Here is an 11,924-nt window from a genome sequence, read left to right on the forward strand (position 1 = left end):
TTTGTTTTTAAAATTTATAATGAGAAAAAGATTGTAGCCATTCCAAAGTAGATGAGCAAGCCGGTAATATCCACCACGGTAGTAATGGCAGGACTTGCAGCAACTGCAGGGTCACCTCCAAAACTCTTTACAAACAGCGGTAATCCGGCACCAATTACCGTGGCAGTTACTACCTGCAAAGCCAATGCAAGTGAAATCATAAAAGCAATCACGGGCAAAGAGTAGTCAGAAGGGATGTCCGTTTCCCAACTCAGAAACAATACTTTACCGTAAGCGAGCACCCCTAAACAAACCGCCAGCAACAAAGAAATTTTGGCTTCCTTCCATAGAATTTTAAACCAATTGCCAACGGTAATTTGTCCCAATGCCAGTGCCCTCACTACAACCGTTGCGGCCTGGCTGCCTGCATTACCGCCCGTATCTGCTACCATGGGCATATACAAAGCAAGGATGAGCAACTTCTCCAAGGCATTTTCATACCTGTGAATGATGATGCCTGAAATAATGCCCACCGCTGCTAATGAAACAATCCAAACCACGCGCTTTTTGAAATGTTTAAAGGTACTGGTGCCGAGATAATCAAATTCTTCATTGGCTTGGACAATGCCCATAAATTTTTGCATATCTTCCGAATGCTCGGCACGAATCACATCGATGGCTTCATCGTGGGTTACAATTCCAACCAACTGATTTTCTCTGTTGAGAATGGGAATGGCCACCAAATCGTAGCGTTCAATGAGTTGTGCCACTTTTTCACGGTCTTCATCCACAAAGGCAAATACAAAATCCCGGTGCAAGGCATTTTCTACCTTGGTGTAGGGTTCTGCCATAATCAGGTCTTTCAGCGTGATAAAACCTTGCAAACGCTGATTAGAATCCACTACGTATACGTAATACACCGTTTTTTTAGACGGAGCATCTCTTCTAACTTTTTCGATGGCCTCTGCACAGGTCATTTGACTTTCTACCGTAGCAAAATCGGTGCTCATAATGCCTCCGGCTGTTTCAGGCGGATAGGCACTGAGTTTAATCACATCTTCCCGAACTTTTTTTGATAAATAGGGAAGCAAGGAAGACTGCTCTTCTTGCGTGAGATGCTGAAAAAAATCTGCCCGATTTTCGGAAGGCATGTTTTCAAATATCTTTGCAAAGCGCTTTTTCGAAACCGTCTTAAATAGGTTCAACTGTTTCACCATTGGAAACTCTGAAAAAATCAAAGCCTGTTGCTCTAATGAAAAGCGGTCGAGTATGTTGAATAAATAGGTTTCATCAATAGCCTGTAGAATTTCAGCCACCTCCACTACCGGCATCTTTTTCATAACCGGAACCATTTCAATAATCTGGTCTATGTGCTGAAATTCTTTTGCGAGTTTGTGTAGTTCTTTGGTGTTCATAAAGCTTTTAAAATGATTTATTAATCCATTGACCAAGCAGAAAAGAAGCAATCACTACCAAAATAGCTATGATTACATGTTCTAACACTACATTGATAGTTTTTGAAGACTGTTTTTTGCCTACGAAAATGTTGTAAGCGACCAACAAAAACAGTCCATAGATGACATTTACAATGACAGCCTGCTTAAGTTCAAGCAATAGTAGCGCTATAAGAAATGAGCCTGTAAAAAGGCATTTTGCTAAGAAGGTAGTAAGAGTGGCAATCCAAATTTCTTTTGTAGAATGAACGTTCTCGTTTTCCTCCGCAATGTGAATCCCTAAAGCGTCGCTCATAGAATCAGCAATGGCAATGGTTACAATACTTGCCAATACTGCCTCTTTCGATTCTGTGCCTGCGTAAACACCTACCATCAAGCCTATAGAGGTGATGACTCCAGAGGTTAGTCCAAAACTTAATCCAACTTCTACAGGATGACTGAGTTTTCTTCTTTTAATCATTTTGTTGCCCATTAATTTCCCAACTTACCTGCGTTACACCATATTCAAGCGTAAGCAAGGCTGCCAATTTTTCCATTTCGTTGTCGTGTTTTCCATTGGCTAAAATTTCTGCTTCTATATAAGTGTATGCAGGATTTCCGTTATCGCTGCTTTTGAGTGAGCGCAATTGAAGGTGATTGTCGTTTTTAAGTGCATTCAGTATCAATACCCGCAAATGGTTTTCAACTTGCTCCTTGCAGCGAATTTTAAAGCAATAGTAAAAAGTACCACCTTCTTCCTTTTTGAAAGTGAGTTTGCCGAGTTTTATGCCTAAAGGACGAAGCAGTAAGTGTGTAAGTATTACTGCAACTGCCACTATGGTTGCTTCTGCAAATAATCCTACACCTGCCAAAGCGCCTACCGCAGCCGAGCACCAAATGGTAGCAGCAGTATTTAACCCCTGAATGCTTAACCCATCTCTTAATATTACTCCAGCACCCAAAAACCCGATGCCGCTTACTATTTGACCAACAACTCTGGTGGCATCGCCTCTGTAAACACCATCGGCATCCACCGTGGAAGTAAGGGCGAAAGAAATTAGGGTGAAAGCTGCCGAACCCAACGACACCAGCGTGTTGGTGCGAAGACCTGCACTCTTCTGCCTCCATTGCCTTTCAAAACCAATGGCAACTCCCAGAATGAGTGCTAACGACAAGCGTGTGGTGAAGTCTAATACTGTCATTTTGCTTTCTGTTTGCGCAATTCCATAACTATCTTGCACAGTTTGAAAGCACTGCGCAGTTTAGTTTTTGAATTGGCGTGTATTACTAATGGGGTCTGAATCCATGTATTAAAATATTTTGACGCTGCGAAAATAAAACAGCCTCTTGTTGGAAGCTGTTAGAGACCTTTTAGAAAAAAATTAGAATTTTATTAGAGCGGATTAGATGTGAGGCAGCTCAATGGTAAAGGTTGTTCCCTTTGCTTGTATGGATTGAACGCTAATGGAACCCTTGTGTAGTTGAATAATTTTCAGCGTGAGGGAAAGCCCAATGCCGGTGCCTTCTGAAAACTTCTTGTTTTCGCCCCTATAAAAAGGTGTAAAGATGTTTTGTAAATCATCTTCCGGAATGCCAATGCCTTTATCTGTAAATTTTAGCTTAATAATTTCCTCATTAAACAAAACGGAAACGATGCATTGATGATCGCTTGAAAATTTACATCCGTTTTCCATAAGGTTGGCAAATGCCACTTTCAAAAGATATTCATTGCCATTTACGGATATTTGATTGTCATTTTCAAAATCATTTTCAAAATGTATATCAATTTTGTATTCGGGGTTTGCCTTTTGTACTTGCTGCCGTGCATCCATTAAAATTTCATCAATGCGAACCGATTTAAAAACAATTTCGGATGGGTCATAGCTTGCTTTTGCTAAGTCGAGTAAACTGTTAGAAATGCGAACTAATTTTTTGGCATCTTTCAGAGCGTTCTGTATGGCTGTTTTGTATTCTTCAATAGTTCGTTCTTTATTGATGGATAGTTCTAATTCTGTGATAATGGCTGCAAGTGGCGTTCGCAATTCGTGGGAAATATTAGAAACAAAATTCTTTTGCGCATCAAAAGAATTTTCCAGTCGGTTCAGCATTTCATTGAATGTATTTGTCAGTTCTGCCAGTTCATCTTTGCTGCCATTGCTTTTCAATCGCAAGTCCAGGTTGGTGGCAGAAATTATTTTTGCTTTATTGGTGATTTCTTTTATCGGGTCTAACGCCTTTTTTGAAAAATATAGCCCTGCAACGTAAATGAATAAAATGGATATAATAAAAACAACAAAAATGTTCTTTAACAGACTATTCAACTTACTATAACCATATTGGTCATAAGCTGCAGCCGTAATAATATAATTCTTATTTTGAAAAGCATAGCGAATACCCACTACCTGCCAAGCTCCCTGATAAAATTTAATTTCACCCTTTTGATAAATTTCTTTCAACATTTCAGAGGTTTCCTTCACAAAATCAATATCAACGGCATCGTGATAAAGTAAATTATAGCTGCTGTCATAAATAGCTACTTCAACTTCGTTTAAAATTTGCCTGTTATTTTTGTAAATATCCTGAAGCGTTTGGGGTGCTACTTTTGCGTTGAAAAACAAGTTGGCTTTGGTGAGGGCTTCTTTTTTTAATAAAGAATAAAATTCTTTTTCACGGTTTCCCTTTGCTGAAATGTAAATGACAGAAGCAAATGCCAACAAAATAGTAGCAGTAATGAGTGTGAATAATAAAGTAAGCCGTGTTCTGATTTTCATTGTTCTGCTTTCAAAATAAATCCCATTCCCGGTCTGGTATGAATGAGTTTTTTATCAAAATTCTTATCAATTTTTTTTCTCAAATAATTGATGTAAACATCAATGAAGTTAGTGCCTGTATCAAAATGCGTATCCCAAACTTTTTCGGCAATTTCTGCTCTTGATAACACTCGTTCAGGGTTTTGCAACATGTACTCTAAAAGTTTAAATTCTTTTGGAGTAAGGCTTATTTCTGTTTGGTTTCGTTTTACAACTTTGGTGTGAAGGTTCATTTCAAGGTCAGCATATCTTAAAATATTGTTTGAATGTTTTGCGGTTTTATTTTGTCGCTTCAACAATGCACGAATGCGAGCTAACAGTTCACGCATTTCAAATGGTTTCACCAAATAATCATCTGCCCCTGCGTCAAAACCTTCCACTTTGTCGTCGGTTGTGCCTAATGCTGTAAGCATAATAATGGGTATGTCGGGTTTGATTGCTCGTATTTGTTTACATAAATCCAATCCGTTTATTTTCGGTAATATAATGTCGGTAATTATTAAATCGTAATTATTTTGAAGGGCAAGGTTCTTTCCTGAAAGTCCATCATATGCCAAAGTCGTTGTAAAGCCCTGTTCCTCCAAAGCTCTTTGTATGAGTTCGGCTAATCTTTGGTCGTCTTCTACAATTAAAATATGCACCATTGCAAAGTTACTTTTTATATTCTTCTTGTTTTGGTTTTTATTGACAAAATTACTCACAGGTTTTTTATTTTTTTAAAGGTATTCGTGAATAGAAGTTCACCAACAGCATCATAACTATTCTATTAGCGTTGGCAATCGCTTCGCTTATTTGGCTCTAATGGTTTGCGCGTTTGCGGTGAGTGTCTGGAAACCAAATGTGCCTGAATGTGCGGTCGGCTTTTTACAATGAGGCACAACGAAAAAGCATTGGCGAAGGAGGGATTGAAAGTACAAAAGCTCACGAAAGTACGGCAGTTTAAAAATACACAACGGTTCAATGACTTCCGTCAGCCCCACACTTGCCAAGGCAATGTTGTGGGCTTTATTTTACCCATTTAGTCTTTTTGGTATTTTTTGAGAACGTACCTAAGACTTAGTTCCATTATGATAGCACCAAAAATACAAAGATAAAATCCAATTTCTTTGTAATTAAACGTACCGAATGGCATGAACTTCATTAATATGATTGAACCTATGATTATTCCAATTACAGGGTTCAAAATCAATTGAAATGCTTTTTTCATAGTTCTCATTATCTAAAACAACTTCCTAGTAATTCTGCTACAATTCCCAATCCAACTCCTTCAACAAAACCCAGTGCACCTCCAAAAACAGCACCACCCACACAACCAGTTGCAGTTCCAATAAAAGGTAAGGCAACTGTTCCAACTGCACAACCAGCTATAGCCCCTCTAACCCCCATATATGCAGCCCCAGTAACACCAGCAAGTAGGACATTTCTTGTATTTACAGAACACCCAGCCACCCGAGCATTAGGGTTTCCTTTTGTGTCTTTGAGTGGGCTTAATGTCTGCCTGATTGAATCATCACTGCCCTATTCAATAAACTCTGAAAGTGCTTGTACAGACGCACTTAATGAGAGAAGTTTGATTTTTTTTTGCGTGCAATCGTCAAACGATTCATTTTGAGAAGCTTGTTGTTTGTTAGTGTCCAAAGGGGATGTCCTTGTCCTCAGTTGAATGTCTTCATATTGCCCACAATGTCTTGTAGACGCAAAGCTAATATAACTATTGCGTCTATGTAATATAGACACTGCATCTATAAAGCAATAGATGGTCAACTTTTTATATCTTCAAATGAAGATGTGATTTTTTAACGCTTTAATTCTGGTATTTAAAAACCAGTTTAATAACGTATTTACATGGCGTTGTTTTTTAAGATTTATAACCACCTTGTGCTTTGAAAATAGGTTTGTGGTAACGGTTATGCTTTTGTACCTTCGCCCTTATTTTCTGGATTTTGATTATTCGTTCCTATTATAAGATTTTGTCGTGCGTAGGTTCGCGGCGGGCTATTTGCATTCAGGAAGATTTTTGTTTATTATATCTGTCTTCAAGTAATCGTTTTTGGTTTTAGGATTCCATTTGAAATGCTGAATTTCTTTGACCGTAAAAAGTTTTGTCGGATCTGATTGGATTAAATTTTGAGTAAAATCGTCTTCCAGTTTCCGCAAGTAGTCAAGGTCGCAAGGGGAAAGCTTTTGTTGAATGGCGAGATTTCCTAAACTATCGATTGCTGTTGGTTTTACACCACTGTTTAAGGAAACTGAAACCGTTTTTAAGTTGTCAATTCGTTGTATGATGTAAAGTCCTTCAATTGCTGTATCTGCAAAAAACGTGTTGAATTGGTATCGTCCACCTGTTAGGTAAATGGCAACATCTGTTAGGCAAGGTGATGGTTTGCTCACAATTCGCAAATTTGTTCTGTCAATGGGTTGGTTTGGGTAAAGCTCTTTCATTGCTTCTTGCATTGCCAATGCCCCCACAACCAATCCGTCACACAAATGACCGTGAAATTTTTCTATGTCTTTAATCGTGATTGTTTGTTTTTGCTTCAAGCGTCCTTTTGAAAAGTCAGTGTCGATGGTTTCAAAAGCTGGATATTTGTCCGAAGTGTTGCAAGAAGTAAAGGCTAAAAGTATTACAAACCAAAAAGCTTTCATATTCTTTTGAAATAGATACACAATAAGAAACTGGTATTTTATGTGGTCATTGTATTTGAATTTTAAATGTTTCCGTATTTATTGATGATTGCCAACTGTCCTGCATGGTATGCAGTATGTGAAATTATTCTACCAAAAGCTTCTGCTTTGGTTTTAGTACCAAATTCTTTGGTCGTAATTTGAGTTTCCCAATCTGCATCGGTTTGTTTTTCAACGATGGCTTTTAACTTATCGAATGATTCAGATACATAATTTTTCAAGGCTTGCAAATCTGTCCATTCGCTTGTGTCTCGTTTTTCAATCACTGTTTTTGCAGTTACTTTTACAGAACTGTCGCCAAACACATTCTTAGCAAAAAGCAATTCTACATCTCCAATATGGCGAATGAGAAAGCCTGCAGAATTGGGAGAAGCACCAAGTTTCTTTCGCAAATCGCTTTCAGTTAGATTTTCTAACTGGTTGGTAAATCTAGTTCTGGATTCTATCCAAAGTTCGAGTAGTATATCCGTTTTTGATTTCACAGTAAAATATTGAATAGGAATCCCGAAAGGATGATGAATAATGTAACCACGCCGAAATAGATGGCAATCAATTTCATGGTCATTACTTTTTTTAGTAAAGTAGCTTCGGGGATAGATAAGCCTACTGTTGCCATCATAAAAGCGATGGCTGTACCAAGTGGCACACCTTTGGCAACAAATACTTGAATGACAGGAACAATTCCTGCTGCATTGGCATACATAGGCACGGCAAGAATAACAGCTAATGGAACTGTCCACCATTGACCACCACCCAAATACGCTTCGAAAAAATTTTCCGGAACATACCCGTGCATGGCGGCACCAATGGCAATACCGATAACGACATACAGCACAACTCCTTTGACAATATCCCAAGCTCCACGGGTGATGTCTGGCAATCGCTGGCGAAAAGTCAATTTTTCTGCTTCATATTCGCCTTGTTGCATTTTGTTTTCAAGAATTTTTTTCACCCAATCGGATAGTAAAGGTTCAAGGTTGAATTTTCCTAAAAGCCATCCGCCAATCGTACCCAATAAAATGCCTGATATAGCGTAAATCAAAGTGGCTTTTACGCCAAACATTCCCAAAAACATAGCAACTGCCACTTCATTCACTAAGGGCGAAGTGATGAGAAAAGCAAAGGTTACACCCAATGGAATGCCACCTTGTACAAATCCAATGAACAAAGGGACAGAGGAACAAGAACAAAAAGGCGTTATGGCTCCAAAGATGGAAGCAAATAAATATTCAAGCCCATACAGTTTTTTTCTGTTCAGGTAGTTTTTGAGGCGCTCAATGGGAAAATAAGCATTCACAATTCCCATCAAAGACACAATTAAAAACAATAGAATAAGAATTTTCAATGTGTCGTACACAAAGAAATTTAAGGCTGTGCCTAAATGGGTATCTGCTCCTATTCCGAAAACAGAATAAATCAGCCAATCAGCAAAATGCTGTATCCAGTCGAACATGGTTTATCATTTTAAGAACAGCAATTATTGCTCATTTGTACAGGCGGACATTTTACAGAGCCGTAACTGCAATACACGCAGCAATCTCCCTCCTTTGGTTTTAATATCGTTTTGCAATTTTCACATTCATAAAAGAATTGACAGGCATTCGTGGGCATCAATTCTTCCTTTTTATATCCGCAAACGGGGCAAGTGATAATTGATACTAATTGTGGTTCCATAGCTATGCTATTTGTTTAACAACATTTACTTCCATCACTATTGAAGCTGTTATCACAACAGGAATGCTGCTTTAGAGTGCTTGATGTACCGCAACAGCCAGCTGATTGCCTTTTGTAGGAGGATATATCTCCCTTGGTTGGGAACCCCCTTTCAACCCATCCGTCCATACCCAGTTTCATATTTACCACTTTCTCTGGGTCATAGCCGTGATTGATTAAAAAGCCTGCAGCTCTAAGGCTTCTTCCGCCACCTTTACAAACCATTACTATCTTTTTATCTTTTGGTACTTCGGTGTAGCGTTCTTCAAATTCGCTTAAAGGAATGTTGATGATGTTTGGCACATCGTAAGCTAATTGTGCCACTTCATCTTTTTCACGCACATCTACTAACAATGCTCCGTTTTTTACCCACTCTTGTGTGGTGGTGGGGCAAATTTCTTTTACTAAGGTTTGATTTTTCATGGCTTTATTTTTTTAAGAGTTCAACAATTTCGCTCACTTGAGCAACCCTGCCTTTGATTTTGATTTGTTCATCAATCATTAAAACTGGGGTAGTAAGTACATTGTACTTCATCATTTCTTCAATGTCTTCTACTTTTTCCACGTGAGCCTCCACGTTGGTTTGCTTGAGAGCTTCAAGCACATTTTCATAAGTGGCTTTGCACTTTGGGCAACCCGGACCTAATACTTTTATCTGTCTCATGTTTTTGGTGTTTTGATTATTCTGTTCGTAAATATACGAACAATAATTCGTATTTCGCAAATCTACGAACAACATTTTAAAAAAAATTATTCCAAAACCTTGTTGAGCAAAACTTTAGCAAGTTTGAAATTTTCTCTGTTGATACAATACTTGACGTTGGGTGGCGTAATATCACCTTGTATCAATCCTGCGTCTTTTAACTCTTTTAAGTGTTGAGAGAGTGTTGATTTAGCGATAGGTAGTTCTTCTGCCATATCTCCGTGATAGCAACACGCCTTGGAATTGAGCAATTCCAAAATAGCAATACGAACAGGGTGTGCTAATGCTTTTGCAAACCTTGCTGTCAGTTTTTGCTCTTCGGTGAAATAATTGTTCTTAGTAGCTCTTGCCATCTTTGTTGTTTTATAATTCGCAAGTATACGAATAATAATTTAGAAAATGATTTTCTATGCAAGCAACTATTTGTATTGAGTGGTGGTTGGGCTTCTATGCGCTTGGGCAAAATTAAATGGGCTGTTCAGTTTATCAAACCTATAAGGTTTTTAAATTTAACTCAAAAACTCTAAATCGTCCTGCAAAGCAGCTAAATTTTCTTTGTGAAATCGCTCAAAACCTGCTTTACCGCCAAACCAATTCAACACATATTCTCTTTGTAACTTGGTTGCTTTTTCGGATGTATGGGCTTGGTAGGAAGAGTATTTCCATTCGTCCAAACTTTTACAAAAGCCGTGATGAACAGGGTTTTGGTGAATGTAATTGACCAAAGTAGTAAAATAACTGTCTTCTTTTACTGCAACACGTCTGGTATAATCCAGAAAGAGTGCACCCTTCCGTTGATACTTGATACTGCAGGCTTTAGCATAGGCATTGAGAAAATTACTTAGTTTTTGCATCACAAACTTGTGTGTACTGCCCGAAAATTTGGGTAGCTGCTGCAATAAGTGAATAGGTTTTACTTTTATTAGAAAATGAAAGTGATTGGGCATCAGGCAGTAAGCATATGTTTCCCATACACTTTCAGTATATTCAGCGTACTTTTTGAGAAAATATTGATAGTTATCATCAGTACGAAATAGATTTTCACTTCCAACTGCGTGGTTGAAAATGTGGTAAAAAGTTTCAGGCTCAAAGGGGTCTTGATATTTCATAGTATTTTCTTCTTAAAACCTATAGGTCTTTCAGACCTTATAGGTTTGTATTCGTAGCGGTCCGCCCGCGTGTAATGTAAACGAAACATGAGGTTACTGTTTGATCACCGTACGGATTGCTTATTTGAGCTCAAATGGATGTCGCAAGCATTAACGCTGGAATGAATGTTGAATTTATTGCTTTCTTAACCATACTGTTAGTTGCATACCGGTGTTTGTTGCCCTTATATAGGTTTTTAGTATTCCGTGAAAAATTTTGGGGAAATGGTAAATTGAGCCAACATCGTATCTATAACTTTCTATTTTAAATTTTAACTTTTGTGATAATTTTATAAAGGATTTTAAATCAAACTCGTACAAATGAAAGGGAGGATGCATAGGGCTCAGGTGTGTTACATAATTTGTTCCTATGAGTCTATAATAAAAATTTATAAGTTTTGCTATCAGCCATTTTGATGAGGGAACTTCAATATGAATTATGCCATTTGGTTTTAACCACCTGAATGCTTTTTCAAGGCACTTTGATGATTCGTATAAGTGTTCAAAAACAGCACCAAAAGTTATAAAGTCAAAGAATTCTGGTTCATAGTCTGCATCTTCTATTGCACACAATTTTAGTTTTTCCTTCTTTATTCCCATTTTAGAGATGGCTCTTTCATAAAAAGAGATAGAAGGTTCGAGTCCGTATACGTCAAAACCTTCATTTTCCATTGAGAGCATTGCTTTTCCTAAACCTGCACCAATGTCAAGGGCTTTCATACCTGGTTTAAAATCTAACAGTTTTTTTGCTTCTTGAATTTGAGAACTGAAATAGGTTGGATTCCAAACAAAGTATTCATCTTTCCAATAGTCTTCTGGAGGCATTCCATAATGGTCTTGCAGATCAAATGGAATAGGTTGAGGGTTTGAATAAATGAGACCGCAGTTAGTACATTTTAATATGGTCACAGATATTCCTGTTTTAGTCTTAGGTCTGAATCCCTGAGGCTTGTTCAATCGCTGTCCCAAAACTTTATGATTCTCTGTTTTGTCGCCACACATTTCGCAAAAAGAAATTTCTTTGAAAATATACCTTTTCATTGCGATTGTCTTTTGCTTTCGTTGTGTCCTTTTCCGGCAAAGATATTCATTTTCAAGCTTTGAAATTCTTGTTTTGATTATTGATTTTATCAGCAAAGCGGAGTTGTCTTGCAGATTGCACGTCTTCGGTTTGTTCAATGATATGAAGTGGGTGAGCAAAACCAACTTGTATACCCTTTTGATGGCAAAAATGGAGGCGAAGCGTACCACACGCTCCGCAAGGTTTTGCTATTTTAAGAAGATAAGGGAGATCGTGATCTACACGAGGTTAAATTCAGACTGGTAAATTTGTAGTGAGTGAAGTAAAAAGATTGGATTTGCTAACTAAATATAGATTTCATAATTTTGTAGCAAAAAAGTCATGAAGTGTCCAAGATGTAAAAGTAGTGAAAAAGTAAAAAATGGTAAAATT

General features: G+C 37.8%; 14 protein-coding genes. All 14 read right to left on the reverse strand.

The window, feature by feature from the left end; all coding sequences use genetic code 11:
- Positions 1–14 precede the first annotated feature (14 nt).
- Positions 15–1,394, reverse strand: a complete 1,380-nt coding sequence (gene mgtE, locus FHS56_RS05325; RefSeq protein ID WP_166918809.1) for a magnesium transporter — start codon at positions 1,392–1,394, stop codon at positions 15–17.
- Positions 1,395–1,401: 7 nt separating this feature from the next.
- Positions 1,402–1,893: a VIT1/CCC1 transporter family protein gene (locus FHS56_RS05330; RefSeq protein WP_166918810.1), complete on the reverse strand. Its 492-nt coding sequence runs from the start codon at positions 1,891–1,893 to the stop codon at positions 1,402–1,404.
- Complete coding sequence (locus tag FHS56_RS05335; protein WP_166918811.1) at positions 1,886–2,614, reverse strand: MgtC/SapB family protein; 729 nt, start codon at positions 2,612–2,614, stop codon at positions 1,886–1,888. Before FHS56_RS05335 ends, FHS56_RS05330 begins: the two co-directional genes overlap by 8 nt.
- A 201-nt stretch (positions 2,615–2,815) precedes the next feature.
- The gene (locus FHS56_RS05340) at positions 2,816–4,183 is read right to left on the reverse strand and encodes a HAMP domain-containing sensor histidine kinase (RefSeq protein ID WP_166918812.1); all 1,368 of its coding nucleotides are present in this window, start codon (positions 4,181–4,183) and stop codon (positions 2,816–2,818) included.
- Positions 4,180–4,866: a response regulator transcription factor gene (locus tag FHS56_RS05345; RefSeq protein ID WP_166918882.1), complete on the reverse strand. Its 687-nt coding sequence runs from the start codon at positions 4,864–4,866 to the stop codon at positions 4,180–4,182. The genes FHS56_RS05340 and FHS56_RS05345 overlap by 4 nt, the downstream gene beginning before the upstream one ends.
- A gap of 1,351 nt (positions 4,867–6,217) precedes the next feature.
- Positions 6,218–6,868 carry a formylmethanofuran dehydrogenase subunit E family protein gene (locus FHS56_RS05350; protein WP_166918813.1) on the reverse strand — a complete coding sequence of 217 codons (651 nt, stop codon included), beginning with the start codon at positions 6,866–6,868 and terminating at the stop codon, positions 6,218–6,220.
- A 62-nt stretch (positions 6,869–6,930) separates the two neighbouring features.
- Positions 6,931–7,389, reverse strand: coding sequence for a DinB family protein (locus tag FHS56_RS05355; RefSeq protein WP_166918814.1), 459 nt, complete (start codon positions 7,387–7,389; stop codon positions 6,931–6,933).
- The gene (locus tag FHS56_RS05360) at positions 7,386–8,360 is read right to left on the reverse strand and encodes a permease (protein ID WP_166918815.1); all 975 of its coding nucleotides are present in this window, start codon (positions 8,358–8,360) and stop codon (positions 7,386–7,388) included. Before FHS56_RS05360 ends, FHS56_RS05355 begins: the two co-directional genes overlap by 4 nt.
- Positions 8,361–8,371: 11 nt before the next feature.
- Positions 8,372–8,581 carry a GDCCVxC domain-containing (seleno)protein gene (locus FHS56_RS11950; RefSeq protein ID WP_166918816.1) on the reverse strand — a complete coding sequence of 70 codons (210 nt, stop codon included), beginning with the start codon at positions 8,579–8,581 and terminating at the stop codon, positions 8,372–8,374.
- 15 nt (positions 8,582–8,596) lie between these two features.
- Positions 8,597–9,043: a rhodanese-like domain-containing protein gene (locus FHS56_RS05370; protein WP_166918817.1), complete on the reverse strand. Its 447-nt coding sequence runs from the start codon at positions 9,041–9,043 to the stop codon at positions 8,597–8,599.
- A gap of 4 nt (positions 9,044–9,047) precedes the next feature.
- On the reverse strand, positions 9,048–9,284 hold the full coding sequence (locus FHS56_RS05375; RefSeq protein ID WP_166918818.1) for a thioredoxin family protein: 237 nt from the start codon (positions 9,282–9,284) through the stop codon (positions 9,048–9,050).
- Positions 9,285–9,370: 86 nt separating this feature from the next.
- The gene (locus FHS56_RS05380; protein WP_166918819.1) at positions 9,371–9,676 is read right to left on the reverse strand and encodes an ArsR/SmtB family transcription factor; all 306 of its coding nucleotides are present in this window, start codon (positions 9,674–9,676) and stop codon (positions 9,371–9,373) included.
- Positions 9,677–9,832: 156 nt separating this feature from the next.
- Positions 9,833–10,432 carry a transposase gene (locus FHS56_RS05385; protein ID WP_166918820.1) on the reverse strand — a complete coding sequence of 200 codons (600 nt, stop codon included), beginning with the start codon at positions 10,430–10,432 and terminating at the stop codon, positions 9,833–9,835.
- 174 nt (positions 10,433–10,606) lie between these two features.
- Complete coding sequence (locus FHS56_RS05390; protein ID WP_166918821.1) at positions 10,607–11,512, reverse strand: class I SAM-dependent methyltransferase; 906 nt, start codon at positions 11,510–11,512, stop codon at positions 10,607–10,609.
- Between the last annotated feature and the right edge of the window lie 412 nt (positions 11,513–11,924).

It is taken from the genome of Thermonema lapsum, from assembly GCF_011761635.1.
In the GTDB taxonomy this organism is placed as follows: domain Bacteria; phylum Bacteroidota; class Bacteroidia; order Cytophagales; family Thermonemataceae; genus Thermonema; species Thermonema lapsum.

Coding starts and splice junctions, on each gene's coding strand:
- FHS56_RS05340 (WP_166918812.1), bottom strand. CDS start 4,183: ATGAAAATCAGAACACGGCTTACTTTATTATTCACACTCATTACTGCT.
- FHS56_RS05375 (WP_166918818.1), bottom strand. CDS start 9,284: ATGAGACAGATAAAAGTATTAGGTCCGGGTTGCCCAAAGTGCAAAGCC.
- FHS56_RS05385 (WP_166918820.1), bottom strand. CDS start 10,432: ATGAAATATCAAGACCCCTTTGAGCCTGAAACTTTTTACCACATTTTC.
- FHS56_RS05370 (WP_166918817.1), bottom strand. CDS start 9,043: ATGAAAAATCAAACCTTAGTAAAAGAAATTTGCCCCACCACCACACAA.
- FHS56_RS05360 (WP_166918815.1), bottom strand. CDS start 8,360: ATGTTCGACTGGATACAGCATTTTGCTGATTGGCTGATTTATTCTGTT.
- FHS56_RS05350 (WP_166918813.1), bottom strand. CDS start 6,868: ATGAAAGCTTTTTGGTTTGTAATACTTTTAGCCTTTACTTCTTGCAAC.
- FHS56_RS05345 (WP_166918882.1), bottom strand. CDS start 4,866: ATGGTGCATATTTTAATTGTAGAAGACGACCAAAGATTAGCCGAACTC.
- FHS56_RS11950 (WP_166918816.1), bottom strand. CDS start 8,581: ATGGAACCACAATTAGTATCAATTATCACTTGCCCCGTTTGCGGATAT.
- FHS56_RS05335 (WP_166918811.1), bottom strand. CDS start 2,614: ATGACAGTATTAGACTTCACCACACGCTTGTCGTTAGCACTCATTCTG.
- mgtE (WP_166918809.1), bottom strand. CDS start 1,394: ATGAACACCAAAGAACTACACAAACTCGCAAAAGAATTTCAGCACATA.
- FHS56_RS05380 (WP_166918819.1), bottom strand. CDS start 9,676: ATGGCAAGAGCTACTAAGAACAATTATTTCACCGAAGAGCAAAAACTG.
- FHS56_RS05390 (WP_166918821.1), bottom strand. CDS start 11,512: ATGAAAAGGTATATTTTCAAAGAAATTTCTTTTTGCGAAATGTGTGGC.
- FHS56_RS05330 (WP_166918810.1), bottom strand. CDS start 1,893: ATGATTAAAAGAAGAAAACTCAGTCATCCTGTAGAAGTTGGATTAAGT.